The organism is Sporosarcina sp. 179-K 3D1 HS (assembly GCF_047228905.1).
Lineage (GTDB): Bacteria > Bacillota > Bacilli > Bacillales_A > Planococcaceae > Sporosarcina.
Genome location: NZ_JBFEGI010000011.1, coordinates 46,484 through 66,946 on the forward strand (window position 1 = coordinate 46,484; position 20,463 = coordinate 66,946).

Genomic DNA, 20,463 nt, shown 5'->3' on the forward strand with positions numbered 1-20,463 from the left:
AAGGATGGATTGACATTGAAAAAAGTTGCTGTACTCGGGGCGGGAAGCTGGGGCACTGCCATTGCCTTCGTCTTGGCCGAAAACGGGCATGACTGTCTCATTTGGGCGCGGCGTTCTGAACAAGCCGAAGAAATCAATCAGCGGCATTCGAATGAATCTTATTTGCCGGGCATGCAATTGCCGCACTCTTTGAAAGCGACAGCCGATCTGGCAGAGGCGGCGAATCACGGAGATGTGGTGATTCTTGCAGTGCCGACCAAATCGATGCGCGAAGTGTGTGCCGAATTGAACAGCATTTTGGATAGTTCTAAACTGGTTGTTCATGTATCGAAAGGGATCGAACCGGATTCGTTAAAGCGGATTTCCGAGATCATTGAAGAAGAAATCCATGCTTCGAAACGGGATTCGGTCGTAGTACTTTCCGGTCCGAGCCATGCGGAAGAAGTTGTGTTGCGACATCCGACGACGGTTACGGCCGCCTCATCTAATATGGAGGCGGCGGAACAGGTGCAGGATTTATTCATGAATCCGTATTTCCGGGTCTATACAAATAATGATCTCGTCGGTGTGGAAATCGGAGCGGCGCTGAAAAACGTCATCGCCCTCGCTGCCGGCGTCTCGGACGGGCTCGGCTATGGCGATAATGCAAAGGCTGCGCTTATTACGAGGGGGTTGGCTGAAATTACGCGTCTCGGTGTGAAAATGGGGGCTAGTCCGCTCACTTTTTCCGGATTGACGGGGCTGGGCGATTTGATCGTCACTTGTACGAGTGTCCATTCGCGAAACTGGAAGGCGGGGAATATGCTCGGGCAAGGGAAAAGCTTGGAAGAGGTCATTGCGGGTATGGGAATGATCATCGAAGGGGTACGCACGGCCAAAGCGGTCCATCAGCTGGCGATCCGTTATGACGTTCCAATGCCTCTCTCTGAGGCTCTTTATACCGTCCTGTTCGAAGACGTGCCGCCAAAAGAAGCGGTCGATCAATTGATGAAACGGATGAAAAAGCAGGAAGTCGAAGATCTCTTCGGCAACCGTTGATGTACGATGATGAAAGGATGACGAATCTTGTCAGCAATGGATAAGATGTGGCTGTCGTTTTATGCAATGGGATTCATGGCGATTTCCATGGGTCTCATTTATGCGAGCCGCCATAAACTGAAAAATCGATTTCTAAAAGTGATCTTTGCCCTCGTGGCCTATTCCCTTCTGATCATTTCGTTTTTTGCCATGGTCTATCTCGTATTTAATGGTCCTACAGGAGGGGCGTAATGAAATATAATGTAAAATGGATCGGAATCATCTTGCTTGTCGGGTCTTTGATGATGCTGACGGGCTGCATGTATCCCGGAGACGAGAAGGCAACCCGGGAAATTCCTTATGAGGACCAGCTGAACAGTGTGCAGCTGGCAGTGGATACATATCAAAAAAACTCAGGTGGCCTTTTGCCGATTAAAACCCGAGACCAAGAAACCGATCTTTATATCAAGTATCCGGTAGAGTTCTCAAAAATCGTTCCAGCCTATATGGAAAAAATTCCATCCAATGCCTACGAGACTGGCGGCATCTATCAATACGTATTAATGGACGTAGAAACCAAACCGGTAGTGAAATTGGTGGATTTGCGCGCCGCCGAACGGATCCGGGAACTGAAGCTGCGGCAGAATATCAATAGCTCCGTCCCATTCAAAGAATCGGTTGGGGAGCACGTCTATGCGATTGATTATAAAAAAATGGGTTTTAAAGAGCCGGTGACGGTCCCAAGCCCATATTCTGATGCACAATTGCCGATCGTTATCGGGGGCAATGGGGAATTTTATGTGGACTACTCCATCGATTTGCATCGAATTTTGCAAAATGAAAAGCCGAATGTCCAAGCAGGAGAAGATATCCGTCATTTATTGTCTGATGACTACCCGGTATTACCGGCGTATTCCCTTCCTTATACGGTGAATAGTGAAAATGAGCCCGTCTTCCTGAAATAGGCGGATTTTGAAAAACGTTTCATGTCTTAGGCATGAAACGTTTTTTACTCTCATAAACTACTATGCGCAGAAAAGGAGGACGATGGAATGAAAGAAGAATTGTATGAAAGTTTGGCTAGACGCACAGACGGTGATATTTATATCGGTGTTGTCGGCCCGGTCCGGGTAGGCAAGTCGACATTCGTGAAACGGGTTATGGAAGAAGTGGTCATACCGAATATGACAGAGCCGTCCGACCGAATCCGGGCGCAAGACGAACTTCCCCAAAGTTCACCGGGCCCTGTCATTATGACATCGGAACCGAAATTCGTTCCGGCACAGGGGACATCGGTTTCGGTTGGGGAGGGAGATTTGAAGTTCCAGATCCGGCTGGCAGATTGCGTCGGCTATGTGATCGATGGCGTGAAGGGCTATGAAGACGAAGATGGACCGAAATATGTCCATACACCTTGGCATAACGAACCGGTCCCGTTTGAAGAAGCCGCACGCATCGGGACGGATAAAGTGATCCGTGACCATTCCACGATTGGCATCCTCGTGACGACGGACGGGACGGTGAATAATATTCCGCGTGAAGCGGCGGAAGTGGCGGAGACGGAAATCGTCGGCAAATTAAAGGAGATCGGCAAACCGTTTGTCATCGTGCTGAATTCCAAAATGCCGGCGAACGAGCGGACGGTCCAATTGAAGCAGCAGCTGCATGAAACGCATGGCGTGCCAGTCATTGCCATTAGTGCCGATCAATTGAACGCGCAGGAAATCCAACTCATACTAAAAGAAGCGCTCTATGAGTTCCCGATTTCAGACATCGAATTGCAAAAGCCCGACTGGATGGACGTGCTCGGAAGTGAGCATATGTTAAATGCCTCTATCGATAATGTGATAAATGAAGGATTTCTCGGCATATCGAAAATCCGGAAAGTACAGGAGATTGCGGAACTGTTACGGGATGTAGACCATGTAAAATCTTCCGAAGTCGTCGAGGTTGATGCGGGGAAAGGGAAAGCCATCATCCGTATTGAAGTCGAGGAAGGCGCTTTCCGGGAAGTGTGCGAAGAAATTATGGAGCAAGAGATCGGCACGAAGAAAGATTGGCTCCTTTTTGTAAAAGAAGCGGCCAAAGCGAAAAAGTCGTACAATTTATATGCAGAAGCAATTGAAACGGCGAAGAAGGATGGGTACGGCATCGCTTTACCATCGCTGCATGATTTTAATCCATCCCCGCCGGAGCTTATTAAGCAAAACGACTTCTTCGGCGTCCGGATGAAAGCGACAGCTCCATCGTTACACGTCATCCGGGTAGATATGGAAGCCGAATTTTCACCGCTCATCGGCTCTGAATTCCATAGCCACCATTTGCTGAAAGAATTAAAGCATGCGTATCTGCATGATCGGGATGCTTTATGGCAAACTTCTCTATTTGGCACACCGCTGCACGAAGTGATGAAGGAAAGTATCCGCTTTAAAACGAACTCCGTCCCCGGCAATGCCCGGAATCGGTTGCGCGAAACGATTGAGCAAATGGTCAATGATGGGAATAAGGGCATGGTCACTTTCATCGTTTGAACCAAAAAGATCCGTGAAAAGCGGATCTTTTTTCGTTATTTTTGGAGAAACTGCATCATAATGGGGAAAACACGATAATATTGTTGCGTCGCGGATGCTGGTATGATACTCTTTTTACAGTGTTATCAGCGAAAGCATCCCCTTTGAGAGGAGGTGAATGGTGTGAATAAAACAGAATTGATTAACTCTGTAGCCGAAGCGGCAGGTCTTACAAAAAAAGATGCTACAAAAGCTGTTGAGGCTGTATTCGATACGATCCAGTCGACTCTTGCAAAGGGAGATAAAGTGCAACTGATCGGTTTCGGAAACTTTGAAGTTCGTGAGCGCGCTGCTCGTAAAGGACGTAACCCGCAATCCGGGGAAGAAATCGATATCGCAGCAAGCAAAGTTCCTGCTTTCAAAGCAGGGAAAGCGCTTAAGGATGCTGTGAAATAATTACGAACCTACATAGGAGTCCATCCATCACCCTTGCTTCGGCAGGATGATTGGATGGGCTCCTTTTCAGTGGGGCATGGTGGGTTTATGGGCGGTTGTTTGGAGTTATGGGCGGTTGTTTGGAGTTATGATTGGTTGTGGCGAGTTATGGGCGGTTATCTGGGGATATGATCGGTTGTGAGGAGTTATAGGCAGTTGTCTGTAGTTATGATCGTTTGCGGTGAGTTATGGGCGGTTATCTGGAGTTATGATCGGTTGCAGTGATTTATGGGCGTTTGTTTGGAGTTATGATCGCTTGCGGAGATTTATGATCGTTTCTCCGGGTAAATAATCGCTTGCTTGTATGGTTGATTTTGCCCGGATCATTTAAAGGTTGTAAACTGTACGGATATGCGGGAGTATGCTACTATTTTTGATGTACTCGCTCCCTCCGTTGAAACAGCGGTCCGCACCCCTACTATTAGGGCGGACAGATGAGGGTGCCGTACCGGTCCGATAGCGGGAAGAAATCCCCTCCGGTCAGCCATTACTTACATTCCGATTGAGGAGGTTTCTTAAATAAATGCAGCAGTTTGATAATCAGAAACTTGAAGAGGCGGTCAAGATGATCCTAGAGGCGATCGGGGAAGACCCGAACCGGGAAGGATTGTTGGAAACGCCAAAGCGGGTCGCCAAAATGTATGCCGAGGTCTTCGAAGGCATGGGGAAAGATCCGAAAGAATACTTTACGACCGTATTTAACGAAAACCATGATGAAGTCGTTTTGGTGAAAGATATACAGTTCCATTCAATGTGTGAACACCATCTCGTCCCTTTTTTCGGACTGGCCCATGTTGCATACATTCCGCGTGACGGTGTTGTAGCGGGACTCAGCAAATTAGCCCGGGCGGTGGAAACAACAGCGAAACGCCCGCAATTGCAGGAGCGTATCACCTCCACCGTAGCGGATACGATGATGGACATGTTGAATCCGTATGGGGTCTATGTGGTCATTGAAGCCGAGCATATGTGCATGACAATGCGGGGCATTAAAAAGCCGGGTGCCAAGACAGTTACGACTGTGGCGCGTGGTGTGTATGAGCATGATGAAGTGAAGCGTGCCGAAATTCTTTCCCTTATCCGGATGTCCTGACTATTTTGCGGCATTCTCCTCTTCTATGGTATGATGGGAACAACAATTTACAGATGGGAGAGGGGACTATGGTACAGCCCGAATATATCGTCATCAAAGCGAAAGAAGATGGTGTGAACGTCATCGGATTGACGAGAGGGAATGACACGAAATTTCATCACACGGAGAAACTGGACCGTGGAGAAGTGATGATTGCCCAGTTCACGGAACACACTTCAGCGATTAAAATTCGCGGGACCGCTGAGATTCACACAGCATTCGGTGTTGTGGAAAGTGAAGGGAAGGAATAACTGTCGCTTGGCAATCTTGTCGAGGGGCGCCTTTGATTGGAGATCCGATGATGGAAAGACAAAAAATGAAGAGGCAAATCGAAAATTACATACTTGAAGTGGAGCTTGCCATCCGGGAGCCGATTGTCGAAAGGGATATCGGTGGGACGGTGATTAATTCCAAAAAGGCGTTATTTCTCTTATTGCCCATGCTGAATGACGAGAGATGGACAGCCCGTTTAAATACGGCCGCCATTGCCGTGGGAGCGGTACATGCAGCATTTGATGCACATGATTCCATTTCTCCCCGATCAGTCTCTACGAAGAGGCAGCAATTGACTGTGCTGGCGGGAGACCATTTCAGCGGAGTGCACTACAAGCTGCTTGCCTCGCTTCCGGAATTCGACTTTATCCGATTGCTATCTCAGACAATTGGCCACATAAATGAAATGAAGACAATCTGTCATGAACAGATGCCCGATTCAGTTGAGGAGCTCCTAGTCGCATACCAGCTCATTGAAGCGGGTTGTGTTGTGGAGTTTCTAAACGCCTTCGGATTCTCGAGATACGCGCCGTTTGCTAGTAGTGCGTTGCCTTTGCTTCGATTGACCGCGATGCGAAAAGAGGACGGTGCCATGGTGGATGAACAATTTGGAAGACGACTGGAAGCTGAGAGCCACCAACGCCTCGTCACCCATTTGACTCGGCAACTACAGGAAGCCATTGACTCGTCCGATTTCCTTGCACCCTATTTGCGGAATGAAATTCAGCAGGTTATTGCGCCTCTTACAGGTAAAATGATTTGATGGACGTTGCGATGGAAGCGGCTGGGTCAGGGGTCTGTTGTTGATGTCCCACTCGGCGGCCTGGCGCCTCACTCGCGCCCCGAGTCGCCATTGAAAGAAAAGAGGTTAGTCCTTTGTCGATATCTAAAGAACAAAAAGTACATAAGGTATTTGAGAAAATATCCAGCGATTACGACAAGATGAACTCCGTGATCAGTTTTAACCAGCATAAAAAATGGCGGGAAGATATTATGATGCGTATGGCGATCCGGAAAGGCTCCCATGCGCTGGATGTTTGTTGTGGAACAGCGGATTGGACGATTGCCATGGCGGAAGCGGTCGGGCCGGAAGGTAACGTGGTCGGCCTTGATTTCAGTGCGGGCATGTTGGAAGCGGCACAGCCGAAAGTGGAGAGTTATTCCAATATTACGCTTCAGCAAGGAAATGCCATGTCATTGCCGTTCGCAGATGGATCGTTCGATTATGTGACGATCGGCTTCGGCTTGCGTAATGTCCCTGACTTTGCAACAGTTTTATCCGAAATGCATCGCGTGTTGAAACCGGGTGGAATGATTGCTTGCTTGGAAACTTCCCAACCTGAAGCCCCAGGCTATCGCCAGCTATTCCGTTTTTATTTTCGGTTCATCATGCCATTTCTCGGAAAAGTATTTGCAAAAAGCTACAAGGAATATTCATGGTTGCAGGAATCGGCTCATGATTTCCCAGGTATGAAACAACTGGCCCAATTATTTGTCGACGTCGGTTTCCGAGATGTCTCGTATAAATCTTATAGTGGCGGCGCGGCGGCAGGCCACATCGGATTCAAACAATAATTACCGCGAGGGAAGTGGGTCATTTTGGAAAAAATGAAGTTAATGTCGCTTTATGCCAATTTCCGGAAAGATCTCACCTATGTCGAGAAGGAATTGGAGCGCTCGGTCCACTCCGCTTCCCCCGTCATAGAACAGGCTTCTTTGCACCTTTTACGGGCAGGAGGGAAGCGGATCCGTCCGATTTTCGTCATATTGGCATCTAAATTCGGTGACTACTCGATGAAAGAGATGGCGAAGGTGGCTGTTTCCTTGGAGCTGATTCATATGGCGTCCCTTGTCCATGACGATGTGATCGATGACTCAGATATGCGGCGCGGAATGGAAACGGTGAAAGCGAGATGGGATAACCGAGTTGCGATGTATACAGGCGACTTTATTTTCTCCCGAGCCCTTACATCGATTGGCGAGATTCAAGTCCAACCGGTCCATCAGCTTCTTGCCAATACGATGCTGGAAATCTGCAAAGGGGAAATCATTCAAATTGAACATCAGCAAAAAGTGGAACAATCCATCCGCGACTACTTGCGTCGTATTAAGCGGAAAACCGCTCTACTTTTATCATCCAGCTGTGAACTGGGCGGCCTCGTCTCCAATGTCGAGCCCGCTCTTGTGAAACGCTTGGGCCGTTTCGGGTATTACGCAGGAATGGCCTTTCAAATCGTCGATGATATTTTGGATATTACCTCTACGGATAAAGAATTAGGGAAGCCGGCGGGTAGCGACTTGCTCAACGGCCATTTAACTCTGCCCATTTTATACATCAAAGATGATTTGGAATTTAGGCCCTATATGGAACAGGCCTTTGATGGCACCTTGACCGAGTCTGGGCGGCGTGAAATGCTGGCGTACATCCGCCAGTCGGATGCGATAGAAAAAGCCCAGAAAGTGAGCGATCTTTATTTGCGGAAAGCACTGGATGAAATCAAAGCCTTCCCGGACGGGGATGCCAAAAAAGCGTTCATGCAAATCGCGGCTTTTATCGGGAAACGGAAATATTGACTAAAAGTTGAAAGTTCCGATACCGGATGGTACGATTTATGAGGATAAAATCCGATACATATGTTGAAGGAGTGGACAAAAATGGAAAGAACATTTTTAATGGTAAAGCCTGACGGCGTACAACGTAACCTGGTCGGCGAAATCGTAAGCCGTTTTGAAAGCAAAGGATTCCAATTAGTCGGCGGTAAATTGATGCAAATTACACAAGAGCTTGCAGAGCAACATTACGGTGAGCATAAAGAGCGTCCATTCTTTGGCGAATTGGTTGAATTCATCACGTCCGGCCCTGTTTTCGCGATGGTTTGGGAAGGCGAGAACGTCATCTCGACTGCGCGTCTCATGATGGGAGCGACAAACCCGAAAGAATCTGCACCAGGCACCATTCGTGGTGACTTTGCAGTAACAGTCGGCAAGAACATCATCCACGGTTCCGACTCACCTGAATCAGCGGTCCGTGAAATCAATCTCTTCTTTAAAGAAGAAGAACTCGTTGCTTATGACAAATTAATGAACAATTGGATCAACTGATTTTGGAAAACAGCCATACGTCTCGCATGGCTGTTTTTTTGTTATACAAAACGTTTGATAAATCAGTTATAATGAAAGAATGGACGGGTGAAGCAGGAGGGTGAACATTGGCTGATTATGGAACTTTTATTGAAAATATCAAGCGGAAAACGGGCATTGATCTGTCGCTCTATAAAGAAGCTCAAATGAAAAGAAGGCTGACATCCCTTTATGAAAAAAGGGGATATCGGAATTTCAACGATTATTACGCAGCCATACATAATAATAAGGACATGCTGGAAGAATTTTTGGATCGAATGACGATTAATGTGTCGGAATTTTACCGCAATGCCCAGCGCTGGGACGTATTGGAAAAGAAAATCTTTCCGAAACTGCTCGCCAATAATAAAAAATTGAAGATTTGGAGTGCCGCCTGTTCGACAGGGGAAGAGCCATATACAATCGCAATGGTGTTATCCAACCATATTCCGCTGCGTGACATTTCTATCCTAGCGACCGATCTGGATGTGGGGGTTTTGGAAAAAGCGAAAGTCGGCCTCTATCCGGAACGTTCTTTGAAAGAGGCTCCAACCCCAATCGTCTCGAAGTATTTTAACAACGAGGGCGCCTTTTACCAAGTGAAGGATGAAGTGAAGCGCACCGTGACGTTCAAGCAGCATAACCTGCTGGATGATCGATATGATACGGGGTATGACTTGATCGTTTGCCGGAATGTCATGATCTATTTCACGGAAGAGGCGAAGGATCAGATTTATAGAAACTTTTCCAACTCCTTGAAACCGGGAGGCATTCTTTTTGTCGGAAGCACCGAACAGATTTTTAATCCCGGAAAATACGGCTTTGAATCGGAAGATACGTTTTTCTATAGAAAACTTTGACCGTCTGTCCAAATTCGTGAGCTATCCGGATATTCTCCGGATTTTTTTCTATTTTAACATGGTCAAAAACCCTTTAGTTTGATAAAGTGCATTCATACAGATGTTATCAAGGCCCCATAGGAGGAAATGAAATGAGATATTTTACTGCCGGTGAATCACATGGCCCACAATTGACGGCAATCATTGAAGGGCTGCCCGCCCAAATGGAATTGACTGCCGAGATGATCAATAAAGAACTGACAAGAAGACAAGGCGGCCACGGCCGTGGCAGACGCATGCAAATTGAAAAAGACCAAGTGGAAATCACATCTGGCGTGCGGCATGGCAAGACGCTCGGCTCGCCGGTCACGTTGACGGTCGTCAATGATGATTGGAAGCACTGGACGTCGATCATGGGCATCGAGCCGCTCCCGGAAGATACGAAACCGGAAGATATTCGTAGACAGATAACGAGACCGCGTCCCGGGCATGCGGATCTGGTCGGCGGCATCAAATACGGACATCGTGATTTACGAAATATTTTGGAACGATCCTCTGCACGGGAAACGACGATGCGTGTGGCGATCGGTGCGGTGGCGAAGCAGTTTCTTCGGGAATTGGGCATCCGTACAGTCGCTCATGTGACTGAAATCGGTGGCATTACAACAAATCCCGATACATATGCAGGGAAAGATGTAGAGGAGCTCCGAGTAATCATCGAGAGTGACCCTGTCTATTGTGCGGATCCGGAAGCTTCCAAGCGGATGGTGGAAGCGATTGACACGGCGAAGGAACGCGGCGATACGATCGGCGGCGTCGTCGAAGTGGTCATTGAAGGCTGCCCTCCTGGAATTGGCAGCCACGTCCAATTTGATCGCAAGCTGGATGGCAAACTGGCAGGCGCCATGATGAGCATTAACGCGTTTAAAGGTGTTGAAGTTGGCCTTGGTTTTGAAATGGCGAAAAAGTATGGTAGCGAAGTACATGATGAAATCGCTTGGGATGAAGAGCGCGGCTATTATCGGAAATCCAACCGGCTCGGAGGTCTTGAAGGTGGAATGACTTCCGGCATGCCAATCGTCATCCGTGGAGTAATGAAACCGATCCCGACCCTTTATAAACCCCTTGAAAGTGTCGATATAGATTCCAAAGAGCCGTTTGTCGCTACCATTGAGCGTTCCGACCCTTGCGCGGTGCCTGCAGCGTCTGTCGTTGCAGAGCATGTCATTGCTACAGAACTGGCGAAAGCGATCATGGATGAGTTCCGTTCCGATATGATGGATGCTTTGAAACAGGACATGGAAGCGTACAGACGCTATGCAAAGGAGTTTTGATTGTGGGGAAACTGACCGTCGAGATTAAAGACCATGAATATGAAGTCCATATCGGCCGGGAAGCGTATTCTTTATTCGCCACGGACTATGCAGCTCTGTTGGATAGCGCCGATCGCATTGGTATCCTGGCCGACGAGAACGTTGCCGAACTCCATTTGCCTTTATTGCAGGAAGCATTGCGGAAAAATGGAAGGGACATCTTGGTCAAGACGGTTCCGGCGGGGGAAAGCTGCAAGTCCCCGGCCGTCTACGTCGAATGCCAATCCTTCCTTCTCCAAAATAATTTCACGAGGAATTCCTTGCTCATTGCCTTCGGTGGAGGAGCATGCGGCGACTTGACCGGTTTTGTTGCCGCGACTTTTATGCGGGGGATCCGCTATGTGCAGTGCCCGACAACGATCCTTGCACATGACAGTGCGGTCGGCGGGAAGACGGCCATCAATATGCCGGAAGGGAAGAATATGGTCGGTTCTTTCCACCAGCCGTCGGGTGTCATTTTCCAAACGGAACTTTTTGAGACTTTGCCACCGCGTGAAATTCGATCCGGTATGGCGGAACTTTTGAAGCATGCTTTCATTTCCGACAAGGATTGGACAGATGCTTTGCTTTCCAACCCTTCATTTTCCAAGCCATCCGTTGAATGGCTGGCTACGGAGCTTTTGAAAGGAATTGACGTAAAAGCGCGCATCGTCGCGGAGGATGAATTCGAGCATTCCACCCGTAAATTCCTGAATTTCGGCCATACGTTCGGCCATGCGGTGGAAGCGGTTTGCGGCTTTGGCGGCTTGAGCCATGGCGAGTGCGTCATGATCGGGATGGCTTATAGCTTGATTTTAAGCGAAGAACAGGACGGATCGATTGACGCGGAAGTGACGAAACGCTTCATTCAATTCGCTTTATCTAACGGCTATACATTCCAGCCCGTGCATGAGCACTCCTTCGAACAATTCCTTCAATATATGGAAAAGGACAAAAAAGCGTCATTCGGCAAATTGAACTTTGTTTTATTGAACGAAGTTGGAAAACCGTATGTCACGGAGGTAACGAGAGAACATTGTGAATTTGCGTTTGATCGTTTAAGAGAGAAAACGGAGGGGGAACCGATTCGATGACAGTAAGAGGGATCCGTGGGGCGACAACCGTCCAGCAAGATGAAGAACAAGCCGTCCTTCAATCGACAGAAGCACTTGTGCAAGAGATGGCAGAGGCGAATAAAATAGCCCCATCTGATATCATTTCTGTTATGATATCAACAACCGTAGACGTGAAGTCAACGTTCCCGGCAAAAGCGGTCCGCTCCATCGAGGGGTGGAAATATGTGCCGGTCATGTGCTTTCATGAAATGGATGTACCCGGTGGATTGCCGCTTTGTATCCGGGTATTGATGCATGCGAATTCAGATACGCCACAAAGCGATGTGGAACACGTGTATCAAAACGAAGCGGTGAAATTAAGACCTGATTTACAAAAATAATACGAAATGTATGGACAGGTGGGAAAAAAGATGAAATGGAAAAAGGAACTCGGTGGAATGAGACCGTACAAACCAGGCAGATCAATTGAAGATGTGATGAGTCAGTATGGCTTGAAAGAAGTGCATAAATTGGCTTCCAATGAAAATCCATATGGCTGTGCGCCGTCAGTAAAGGAATTCATATGCGAAGGGCAGCTACAACCTGAAATTTATCCAGAAGGCCATGCGGGGGAATTGCGTACCAAACTGGCTAGTAAACATCAAGTGGGAGAGGACTTCCTCTTATTTGGGAATGGATCGGATGAAATCGTGTCCATCATTTCCCGTGCACTTCTCGGACCGGATACGAATACGATCATGGCGACTCCGACATTTCCACAATACGCTCATAACGCGAAAGTGGAGGGCGCCGAAGTGATAGAGCTGCCGTTGGTGGACGGACAGCATGACCTGGATGGATTCCTCAAAGCGATCGATGACAAAACGTCCGTGATCTGGGTTTGTAATCCGAACAATCCGACAGGGAATCTCATTCCAGCAGGCGTATTGGAAGTGTTCTTGGCGCAAGTGCCTGAACATATCCTCGTCGTTTTGGATGAGGCCTATTATGAATATATAACAGAGTCTTCACACGCCGATTCCATCCGGCTAATTGACAAATTCCCGAATATCCTGGTCCTTCGTACGTTTTCGAAAGCATACGGATTGGCAGCATTCCGTGTCGGTTACGCGGTAGGCCAGCCAGCCATTATCACCGAGTTGAATAAAGTGCGGAATCCATTCAATAACAACACCCTCGGGACTGCTGTGGCGGCAAAAGCGCTGGAAGATGAACAATTCATCGAACAATGCCGGGAATTGAACCATGTGCAACGGGAGCGGTTCAAACAGTTTGCCGAGGCGAATGAATTGGATCTGTTCGATTCCCATACGAATTTCGTATTGATCCAAGTTCCGGGAGATGCGGATGAAGCATCTGAGCATCTATTGCAATATGGCTATATTGTTCGTAGCGGAAATGCGCTAGGCACGCCTGGCTATGTTCGCGTCACAATCGGTTCAGAAGAGCAAAACAGCGGCTTCTTCCAAGCGATGGCGTCATTAATTTCCGAAAAAGGCAGGCATCCGGTAAAGTGAGAGTAGCAATTATTGGACTTGGCTTGATCGGCGGTTCGCTCGGTCTTGCCATCAAACGAAACCCTGCTATTCATGTAACAGGATTTGACAGATCGTACTCGACGGCGGACGAAGCGTACCGCCGTGGCATAATCGATGTGATTGCCCCATCCGCGAAATCCGCTTGTTCGCAAGCGGATTTCATCATCTTTGCGACGCCGGTCAATACGACCGTGTCCTTGATGTCCGAAATGTTGGATTGGGAGTTGAAAGAGGATGTCATTTTGACGGATACGGGCAGCACGAAGCAGCCCATCATGCAGGCTGCCCAGGCTCTGGAAGACAGGGGTTGGACGTTCATCGGGGGACATCCGATGGCCGGCTCGCATAAGAGCGGGGTTTCGGCGGCCAAAGCGCACTTATTTGAAAATGCCTATTTTATTTTGACGCCTTCCGAAAAAGCTTCCACGGAACAAGTGGACAGGCTTCGCGACCTGTTGGCCCCGACAAAAGGGAAGATTGTTGTCTTAGGAGCGGATGAGCACGACCGGATGACAGCCATTGTCAGCCATTTTCCTCATATTGTCGCTTCCTCTTTGGTCGGCCGGCTGGCGGATCAGCAGGAAGGACAACCATTCGTCAAAAAGCTCGCGGCGGGTGGATTCCGTGACCTTACACGGATCGCTTCTGCAGATCCGGTCATGTGGCGGGATATCACGATTCAAAACCGGGAAGAGCTATTGACGCAATTGAATGGCTGGATTGATGAAATGAGCAATATCCGCGAAATGTTGAAAATGAATGACCCGGACCAGATCTACGACTTCTTTGCAGATGCGAAGAAATTCCGGGATGAATTGCCATCCACTTATGAAGGAGCGGTCCAAGGAGCGCTCTATATGACGTTTGATTTACATATCGATATTCCGGACACCCCTGGGATTGTCTCGGAAATCACAAAAATCTTGGCAGATGAGCGGATCAGTTTGACGAATATCCGGATTGTTGAAACAAGGACGGATGTCTACGGCATCTTGGTGATCAGTTTTCAAACGGCGGAAGACCGGAAGCGAGCGAGGGCAGCCCTGTCGAAAGCGACGGATTATTCGATGCAAATCATCTAAGGGAGGAATCGCTTCATGACGCAAAAGAAAACGGTAGCGTTTAACAAGCCGCGACTGCATGGCGAAATTAGAGTACCGGGTGATAAATCGATTTCCCACCGGGCAATCATGCTCGGTGCCATCGCAAAGGGAAAAACGAATATCTCCGGTTTCCTAGAAGGGGAAGACTGCTTGCGGACGCTTGACATTTTTAAGCAGCTCGGTGTATCCATTGAGCGGGATGGGACGGACGTGGCGATTGACAGTCCGGGTATGGCTGATTGGCACACTCCAGCGGGTGAATTGTATGCAGGGAATTCCGGGACGACTGCCCGGCTCATGCTCGGCATCCTGGCAGGCTCCAACGTCGAGTCGGTGCTCACTGGCGATCAGTATCTGTCGAAGCGCCCGATGAAGCGGGTGACTGGCCCTCTTTTGTCGATGGGTGCTTCCATTACGGCGGAAGGAACGGATAGCGATCTGTTGCCGCTGCGAGTCAAAGGGACCCCGCCGTTGAAGGCGATCGATTACAAGATGCCAGTCGCGAGCGCCCAAGTGAAATCCGCTATTCTTTTTGCGGGTTTACGAGCAGATGGTATAGTAACCGTTCAAGAAGACTCGGTTTCCCGCGATCATACGGAGCGCATGCTTCAGCAGTTCGGTGTCGTTCTCCAGAAGGAAGGGGATACGGTATCTATGGAGGGGGGCCAGACATTGGCCGGCACCGATGTCGTCGTACCGGGGGATATCTCGTCGGCTGCATTCTTCATGGTTGCGGCCGCCATGGTACCAGGCAGTGAAGTCGTATTTACGGACGTCGGGTTGAACCCGACACGGACCGGCATCCTCGATGTGCTCCAAGCGATGGGCGCCCAAATCGAGTATCTGGAAGATAAAGGGCAGCAAGGCGAACCGTATGGCACAGTACGCATTTCACATGCCGATTTACGCGGTACGGAAATTAGCGGCGATATCATCCCGAGGCTGATCGATGAATTGCCGATTCTCGCTCTCCTCGCGACACAAGCGGCAGGCAAGACGGTGATCAAAGACGCGGAAGAACTGCGCGTCAAGGAGACGGACCGGATCAAAGCCGTTGTGACCGAACTGAAGAAGCTGGGAGCAGCTATCGAAGAGACGGAAGATGGTATGATTATCGAAGGGCCGACACCACTTTCAGGAGGAACCCTTTCTTCCTACGGGGACCATCGCCTCGGCATGATGGCTGCTATTGCAGCGCTTGCCGCTTCGGATGCTGTGACAATCGAAGACCCAGCTTGCATTGCCATTTCCTATCCGAATTTTTTCGAAGATCTGGAAAAATTGACAGCATTCCAAGGCGCTGAATAATATGCGGCTGGTGTATATATCACGAAAGAACAGGTGAAAATATGGGGCAGTTACAGGAAATCGAAACAATTATTTTGGACGGCGATCTCGACGCACTTCATCAGGCGATCGGAAAGCTGGAAGCTTCGACCGATTTCGATGCGCTCTATGACGCTGCCGGTTTATTAAGTGAATATGGTTTTATTCAGGAAGCGGATCGCCTATACGAGATGTTACGGGTCCATCTTCCTGATGAAGCCCAGTTGAAAATTGACCGGGCCGGCACGCTGCTGGAACTCGGAGAAGAGGATGAGGCACTTTTGCTTCTTTCCGAAGTCAAGCCGGATGATGATGAATATGTCCAAGCGTTGTTGGCGCTGGCTGACTTCTATCAAATGACCGGCATGGCGGAAGCGGCGCTTTCGAAGATTAAAGAAGCCCATTCTCTTGTTCCCCACGAGCCGATCATCCGTTTCGCATATGCGGAATTGTTGTTGGACGCAGGGAAATTTGGGGAAGCGGCCCGCCTTTATTTGGAACTGTTGAAAGAGACCGACGAAGTGGGGGGCGTCAGCATCGCTTCCCGGCTGGCGGAGGCTTACAGTGCAGGCGCGGCTTATGAAGAGGCCATTCCGTATTACGAAGAGTTATTGGATTCCCAAAGGACGCCGGATAATCTGTTTGGCGCAGCGTTTGCCTATTATCAGACACGTCAGTCGGAACAGTCGATTCGGTTGTTGACCGAATTGATTGATATGGATCCGGATTATTTTTCGGCTTATATGCTCATCGGACAGGCGTATGTCCTGACAGGAGACGATCGGAAAGCGTATGAATGGTTTCAGGAGGGGATTAAGCGCGACCCGTACGACAAGGAGCTCCGGCTAGCGGCGGGTAAGTCCGCTGTGAAATTGGGTCTGCCTGACGAAGCGGAACAGCATCTGGAAGAGGCGCTGGCGTTGGACCCGGAATATATCGAGCCGCTCATTACGCTCGCTTCCTTGTATAATGAAAGAGAAAAAGACGAAGAATTGCTTGATCTATTGGCCGATTCAAAAGAAGTGGCCGGCGATATCCCGCTTTTGAATTCATTTATGGCGTATGCTTCAGAACGGATGGAACAATTTGAGGAGGCATACGTATTCTATAGTAAGGCATATAATGGAATGAGAGAAGACTTCGGGTTTCTTGAAAGCTACGCCAATTTCCTTTTGGAAGAGGGCAAGCGCAAAGAAGCGATCGCAATTGTCCGAGAGTTGGTCGAGCTTGTTCCTGATGAGAATTGGAGGACTTTTCTAGAAGCGCAAAATGACGAGGAGGTGTGATATGACGGCCATGATTCCTGTCACAGCAAAAAAGGACTTTGTTCGATGGTTCTTGAAACGGTATAAATTGAAACGCCGTGAATGTGTGTGGATCTTGAATTATCTCCTAAGCCATGAGCACCTTCTACAGAACGTTCATTTTACAGATGAAGCGCATTATTGTCCGCGGGCGATGGTCATGTCGACAACGGATTCCGAAAGCATCCCGTTCCGCTTTTATAAAGGGAATTTGATGACGGCGGATGCCGAGAAATCATTTCATGACTTGCGGCTGCATCCGGATGACAAGATGTATATCCAGCTGAATTTCCCAAATAGCCATGCTTGTCCGCAATATGCGAGCGTTCGTGAGGAAAATCCGTTTCTTCCGGCCTATTTGCAAGTGAGTGAAAGCGACCGGAAATTGGCGGAACGATTGATCGAAGAAAGTATTGAGTCCATGACGATGGAGTCGTTGATGAAACGCGTTGATGAGGCGTTAGATTCTAACGATAGGGAACGTTTTATCAAGCTTTCTGCCATGCTGAACGATATGAAATTATCAAAAAACTGATGACTCCATCATTTGAGATGGAGTTATTTCATGAGGAAAAAAGGGGGATTTTCGAATGAATTGGACTGCAAAGGATTTGGATACATACTTGCAGCAAGTAGAATATATTGATACGTTGCTCGTCCCCCTTGTAAAAGTGGAGACGGATTTGGCAAAGATGAAGAGTGCAGCGTCTTCTTCCGATTTCCTTATGCACTTGACAATGTTTGTCGAATCGCAATTTAAAGGAAGAATGGTGCTCGTTCCGCCGTTTTCCTACACGCCCTCCGTTGATATGGAACAGATGGGCAAAGCATGGGGGGACGACTTGTCCCAAATGCCGTTCAAACATATATTCTTCCTGACAACAGATCCGGCATGGACAAGCATAGAGCTTAAAGGACAGGTGATCTGGCTTCCGGCGATTCCTCTTGAAAGCATGGACGCCCAATTGAAGCAATCCATTTTAGAAGATCAATTTCGTCAATTGGTCCCGAAATTTACGGCAGCTTGGTCTGGGCAATGAAAGAAAGGTGGCAGCAGGTAGGATACGCTGCGCTTTGAGAAGGCTTGACCTGCGGAAATGGACGGGTTCATCAAAAATTCAATATTTGTTCACAAACTGAAATACGTATGGAAAGCATGATTGAATTTCCATACATATTGATATATCATAGATATGTCCTAGTATTACAATTAGAAAAAGCATGTCCGTTGGACTGACCTTTAAGTAAGAGGAGGGAAATTGATGAGCAAGAAAGTGTCTAGACGCCAATTCCTTAGCTATACATTGATGGGTACAGGCGGCTTCATGGCTTCTGCAATGCTGATGCCAATGGTTCGCTTTGCAATCGATCCGGTCTTGCAAGCTTCTGGCGGTGGTGATTTCATCCCGACAGAGCATAAAGCGGACGAGCTGACGGAAGTACCGGTGCGTGTCGACTTTACCATCAAGGATCGCCAAGATGCATGGTATAAATCCGACGTATCCAACACGGCTTGGGTTTATAAAGAAGGCGATAAAATCATCGCGCTTTCCCCTGTCTGTAAGCATTTGGGTTGTACGGTGAACTGGGGAGGGGACCCGGCACACGCGAATGAATTCTTCTGCCCATGTCACGCAGGACGTTACTTGAAAAATGGCGAAAACGTAAAAGGGACGCCACCGATTGGTCCACTTGACGAGTATGAAGTCGAAGTGGTAGACGGTTATGTCTATATCGGAAAAACAATACCGAACACATTAGTCTAAAAAGTAAGGGGGTACGACCGAAGTGCTGAATAAAATTTATGACTGGGTTGACGAACGGTTGGATATCACCCCGATTTGGCGCGATATCGCTGACCACGAAGTACCTGAGCACGTAAACCCTGCACACCACTTTTCCGCATTCATTTATTGTTTCGGGGGATTGACGTTTTTCGTCACTGTCATCCAGATCTTATCCGGTATGTTCTTGACGATGTACTATACACCGGACATTGAAAATGCTTGGAAATCCGTTTACTATCTTCAAAATGAAGTCGCATTCGGTGAAATTGTGCGTGGGATGCACCACTGGGGGGCATCGCTAGTTATTGTCATGATGTTCCTACATACATTACGTGTATTCTTTACAGGTTCTTACAAGAAGCCACGTGAATTGAACTGGGTTGTCGGCGTGCTTATTTTCGCTGTCATGCTCGGCCTTGGATTTACTGGTTATCTATTGCCATGGGATATGAAAGCATTGTTCGCTACGAAAGTAGGAATTGAGATTGCCGCTTCTGTCCCGTTCATCGGTGAATCGATTAAAATCCTCCTTGCAGGGGATTCGACAATTCTCGGTGCACAAACATTGACACGTTTCTTCGCGATTCATGTATTCTTCTTACCGGCTGCTTTGCTTGGGTTGCTTGCGGCACACTTTATCATGATCCGAAGACAAGGTATTTCTGGACCGCTATAAGAGCGCGCGTCCAACGTTGATTTTTTAATTAAGGAGGGGACACTATGCAGCGCGGTAAAGGGATGAAGTTTGTCGGGGACTCACGTATCAAGGCTGAAGGTAAAATGCCGAACGTCCCGAAAGACTACTCAGAATATCCTGGTAAAACGGAAGCATTCTGGCCGAACTTCCTTTTGAAGGAATGGATGGTCGGAGCTGTATTCCTCATCGGTTACTTGATCTTAACAGTCGCTCATCCGTCTCCGCTTGAACGTCAAGCAGATCCGACGGACACGACATATATGCCGGTTCCGGACTGGTACTTCCTGTCGATGTACCAATTGCTGAAATATGAGTTCGCTTCCGGACCATGGAACGTCATCGGAGCGATCGTAATTCCTGGACTAGCTATGGGTGCTTTGATGCTTGTCCCGTTCATGGACACGACGAAAGAGCGCCGTCCGTTTAAACGCCCACTTCCAACGGCATTCATGTTGTTGACTTTCGCAGCACTTTTCTATTTGACTTGGGAATCATACGTGAACCATGACTGGGAAGCAGCGAAAGCACAAGGTGCGATTGTCGAAGAGGTTGAATTTGATGCAGAGGCTGAAGGATATCAAATCTACGCAGCTTCATCTTGTATCGGATGTCACGGGGATGCCTTCCAAGGCGGGCTCGGTAAACCGCTTTCGGGTACCGGCTTGACAGCGGAAGAAATTGTAACTATTGCACATGACGGGGTTGGCGACATGCCTCCTGGAACATGGGATGGTTCAGAAGAAGACCTCCAAGTCATGGCTGAATTTATTGCGGAATTGGGTGCTGAATAAGCATCTCATGCAGGAGCGCATTAAAATGGCCCTTGGAGCATAACAGTTCGAAGAAAAAAAGAGTCAGGAAACTGGCTCTTTTTTTCATACATAAGATAAGATG

At 48.4% G+C, this 20,463-nt stretch carries 24 protein-coding genes; all 24 read left to right on the plus strand.

All coding sequences use genetic code 11. The features are described 5' to 3' along the window. Nucleotides 1-15 precede the first annotated feature (15 nt). The 24 genes from AB1K83_RS13905 to AB1K83_RS14020 all read left to right on the plus strand — a co-directional run bounded on the left by AB1K83_RS13905 (nt 16) and on the right by AB1K83_RS14020 (nt 20,360). A complete protein-coding gene (locus tag AB1K83_RS13905) occupies nt 16-1,038 on the plus strand; it encodes an NAD(P)H-dependent glycerol-3-phosphate dehydrogenase (protein ID WP_413058807.1) in 1,023 nt (340 codons plus the stop codon). A 36-nt stretch (nt 1,039-1,074) separates the two neighbouring features. Beyond that, nucleotides 1,075-1,269, plus strand: coding sequence for a DUF2768 domain-containing protein (locus AB1K83_RS13910; RefSeq protein WP_413058884.1), 195 nt, complete (start codon nt 1,075-1,077; stop codon nt 1,267-1,269). Then, the gene (locus tag AB1K83_RS13915; protein ID WP_413058808.1) at nt 1,269-1,982 is read left to right on the plus strand and encodes a hypothetical protein; all 714 of its coding nucleotides are present in this window, start codon (nt 1,269-1,271) and stop codon (nt 1,980-1,982) included. The genes AB1K83_RS13910 and AB1K83_RS13915 overlap by 1 nt, the downstream gene beginning before the upstream one ends. Before the next feature lie 87 nt (nt 1,983-2,069). Then, nucleotides 2,070-3,548, plus strand: coding sequence for a stage IV sporulation protein A (gene spoIVA, locus AB1K83_RS13920; RefSeq protein WP_413058809.1), 1,479 nt, complete (start codon nt 2,070-2,072; stop codon nt 3,546-3,548). Between the two features lie 162 nt (nt 3,549-3,710). Further along, nucleotides 3,711-3,983: an HU family DNA-binding protein gene (locus AB1K83_RS13925; protein WP_239388627.1), complete on the plus strand. Its 273-nt coding sequence runs from the start codon at nt 3,711-3,713 to the stop codon at nt 3,981-3,983. A 562-nt stretch (nt 3,984-4,545) separates the two neighbouring features. Then, nucleotides 4,546-5,115: a GTP cyclohydrolase I FolE gene (folE, locus tag AB1K83_RS13930; RefSeq protein ID WP_413058810.1), complete on the plus strand. Its 570-nt coding sequence runs from the start codon at nt 4,546-4,548 to the stop codon at nt 5,113-5,115. A 68-nt stretch (nt 5,116-5,183) separates the two neighbouring features. After that, nucleotides 5,184-5,405, plus strand: coding sequence for a trp RNA-binding attenuation protein MtrB (gene mtrB, locus AB1K83_RS13935; protein ID WP_413058811.1), 222 nt, complete (start codon nt 5,184-5,186; stop codon nt 5,403-5,405). A 50-nt stretch (nt 5,406-5,455) separates the two neighbouring features. Further along, entirely contained in the window at nt 5,456-6,190 is a 735-nt protein-coding gene (locus tag AB1K83_RS13940; RefSeq protein WP_413058812.1) for a heptaprenyl diphosphate synthase component 1, read from the plus strand. A 113-nt stretch (nt 6,191-6,303) separates the two neighbouring features. Beyond that, nucleotides 6,304-7,002 (plus strand): demethylmenaquinone methyltransferase, encoded by a 699-nt coding sequence (locus AB1K83_RS13945; RefSeq protein WP_413058813.1) that lies wholly within the window; start codon nt 6,304-6,306, stop codon nt 7,000-7,002. Nucleotides 7,003-7,026: 24 nt separating this feature from the next. Further along, on the plus strand, nt 7,027-8,001 hold the full coding sequence (locus AB1K83_RS13950; protein ID WP_413058814.1) for a polyprenyl synthetase family protein: 975 nt from the start codon (nt 7,027-7,029) through the stop codon (nt 7,999-8,001). Nucleotides 8,002-8,082: 81 nt separating this feature from the next. After that, on the plus strand, nt 8,083-8,529 hold the full coding sequence (gene ndk, locus AB1K83_RS13955; protein ID WP_413058815.1) for a nucleoside-diphosphate kinase: 447 nt from the start codon (nt 8,083-8,085) through the stop codon (nt 8,527-8,529). A 107-nt stretch (nt 8,530-8,636) separates the two neighbouring features. Beyond that, nucleotides 8,637-9,407, plus strand: coding sequence for a CheR family methyltransferase (locus AB1K83_RS13960; RefSeq protein ID WP_413058816.1), 771 nt, complete (start codon nt 8,637-8,639; stop codon nt 9,405-9,407). 131 nt (nt 9,408-9,538) lie between these two features. After that, entirely contained in the window at nt 9,539-10,720 is a 1,182-nt protein-coding gene (gene aroC / locus AB1K83_RS13965; protein WP_413058817.1) for a chorismate synthase, read from the plus strand. Nucleotides 10,721-10,722: 2 nt separating this feature from the next. Beyond that, nucleotides 10,723-11,832: a 3-dehydroquinate synthase gene (gene aroB / locus AB1K83_RS13970; protein WP_413058818.1), complete on the plus strand. Its 1,110-nt coding sequence runs from the start codon at nt 10,723-10,725 to the stop codon at nt 11,830-11,832. Continuing rightward, nucleotides 11,829-12,194: a chorismate mutase gene (gene aroH, locus AB1K83_RS13975; RefSeq protein ID WP_413058819.1), complete on the plus strand. Its 366-nt coding sequence runs from the start codon at nt 11,829-11,831 to the stop codon at nt 12,192-12,194. Before aroB ends, aroH begins: the two co-directional genes overlap by 4 nt. 30 nt (nt 12,195-12,224) lie before the next feature. Beyond that, a complete protein-coding gene (hisC, locus tag AB1K83_RS13980; protein WP_413058820.1) occupies nt 12,225-13,331 on the plus strand; it encodes a histidinol-phosphate transaminase in 1,107 nt (368 codons plus the stop codon). Beyond that, nucleotides 13,328-14,434, plus strand: a complete 1,107-nt coding sequence (locus AB1K83_RS13985; protein ID WP_413058821.1) for a prephenate dehydrogenase — start codon at nt 13,328-13,330, stop codon at nt 14,432-14,434. The genes hisC and AB1K83_RS13985 overlap by 4 nt, the downstream gene beginning before the upstream one ends. A 15-nt stretch (nt 14,435-14,449) precedes the next feature. Further along, nucleotides 14,450-15,763: a 3-phosphoshikimate 1-carboxyvinyltransferase gene (aroA, locus tag AB1K83_RS13990; protein ID WP_413058822.1), complete on the plus strand. Its 1,314-nt coding sequence runs from the start codon at nt 14,450-14,452 to the stop codon at nt 15,761-15,763. A 41-nt stretch (nt 15,764-15,804) separates the two neighbouring features. Further along, the gene (locus AB1K83_RS13995) at nt 15,805-17,067 is read left to right on the plus strand and encodes a tetratricopeptide repeat protein (protein WP_413058823.1); all 1,263 of its coding nucleotides are present in this window, start codon (nt 15,805-15,807) and stop codon (nt 17,065-17,067) included. 1 nt (nt 17,068) lies between these two features. Next, a complete protein-coding gene (locus AB1K83_RS14000) occupies nt 17,069-17,620 on the plus strand; it encodes a ReoY family proteolytic degradation factor (RefSeq protein WP_413058824.1) in 552 nt (183 codons plus the stop codon). A 55-nt stretch (nt 17,621-17,675) separates the two neighbouring features. Beyond that, nucleotides 17,676-18,125 (plus strand): DUF2487 family protein, encoded by a 450-nt coding sequence (locus AB1K83_RS14005; RefSeq protein WP_413058825.1) that lies wholly within the window; start codon nt 17,676-17,678, stop codon nt 18,123-18,125. Nucleotides 18,126-18,347: 222 nt separating this feature from the next. Beyond that, nucleotides 18,348-18,851, plus strand: coding sequence for a ubiquinol-cytochrome c reductase iron-sulfur subunit (locus tag AB1K83_RS14010; RefSeq protein WP_413058826.1), 504 nt, complete (start codon nt 18,348-18,350; stop codon nt 18,849-18,851). Nucleotides 18,852-18,873: 22 nt separating this feature from the next. Then, nucleotides 18,874-19,548, plus strand: a complete 675-nt coding sequence (gene qcrB, locus AB1K83_RS14015; RefSeq protein ID WP_041074536.1) for a menaquinol-cytochrome c reductase cytochrome b subunit — start codon at nt 18,874-18,876, stop codon at nt 19,546-19,548. 44 nt (nt 19,549-19,592) lie between these two features. Then, nucleotides 19,593-20,360 (plus strand): c-type cytochrome, encoded by a 768-nt coding sequence (locus AB1K83_RS14020; protein ID WP_413058827.1) that lies wholly within the window; start codon nt 19,593-19,595, stop codon nt 20,358-20,360. Nucleotides 20,361-20,463: the final 103 nt, after the last annotated feature.

Excerpts from the sequence above, each read along its gene's own strand:
- hisC (WP_413058820.1), top strand. The coding sequence starts at position 12,225 with ATGAAATGGAAAAAGGAACTCGGTGGAATGAGACCGTACAAACCAGGC.
- ndk (WP_413058815.1), top strand. The coding sequence starts at position 8,083 with ATGGAAAGAACATTTTTAATGGTAAAGCCTGACGGCGTACAACGTAAC.
- aroA (WP_413058822.1), top strand. The coding sequence starts at position 14,450 with ATGACGCAAAAGAAAACGGTAGCGTTTAACAAGCCGCGACTGCATGGC.
- AB1K83_RS14020 (WP_413058827.1), top strand. The coding sequence starts at position 19,593 with ATGCAGCGCGGTAAAGGGATGAAGTTTGTCGGGGACTCACGTATCAAG.
- AB1K83_RS13915 (WP_413058808.1), top strand. The coding sequence starts at position 1,269 with ATGAAATATAATGTAAAATGGATCGGAATCATCTTGCTTGTCGGGTCT.
- folE (WP_413058810.1), top strand. The coding sequence starts at position 4,546 with ATGCAGCAGTTTGATAATCAGAAACTTGAAGAGGCGGTCAAGATGATC.
- spoIVA (WP_413058809.1), top strand. The coding sequence starts at position 2,070 with ATGAAAGAAGAATTGTATGAAAGTTTGGCTAGACGCACAGACGGTGAT.
- AB1K83_RS14010 (WP_413058826.1), top strand. The coding sequence starts at position 18,348 with ATGAGCAAGAAAGTGTCTAGACGCCAATTCCTTAGCTATACATTGATG.
- aroC (WP_413058817.1), top strand. The coding sequence starts at position 9,539 with ATGAGATATTTTACTGCCGGTGAATCACATGGCCCACAATTGACGGCA.
- mtrB (WP_413058811.1), top strand. The coding sequence starts at position 5,184 with ATGGTACAGCCCGAATATATCGTCATCAAAGCGAAAGAAGATGGTGTG.
- AB1K83_RS14000 (WP_413058824.1), top strand. The coding sequence starts at position 17,069 with ATGACGGCCATGATTCCTGTCACAGCAAAAAAGGACTTTGTTCGATGG.
- AB1K83_RS13940 (WP_413058812.1), top strand. The coding sequence starts at position 5,456 with ATGGAAAGACAAAAAATGAAGAGGCAAATCGAAAATTACATACTTGAA.
- aroH (WP_413058819.1), top strand. The coding sequence starts at position 11,829 with ATGACAGTAAGAGGGATCCGTGGGGCGACAACCGTCCAGCAAGATGAA.
- AB1K83_RS13995 (WP_413058823.1), top strand. The coding sequence starts at position 15,805 with ATGGGGCAGTTACAGGAAATCGAAACAATTATTTTGGACGGCGATCTC.
- AB1K83_RS14005 (WP_413058825.1), top strand. The coding sequence starts at position 17,676 with ATGAATTGGACTGCAAAGGATTTGGATACATACTTGCAGCAAGTAGAA.
- AB1K83_RS13910 (WP_413058884.1), top strand. The coding sequence starts at position 1,075 with ATGGATAAGATGTGGCTGTCGTTTTATGCAATGGGATTCATGGCGATT.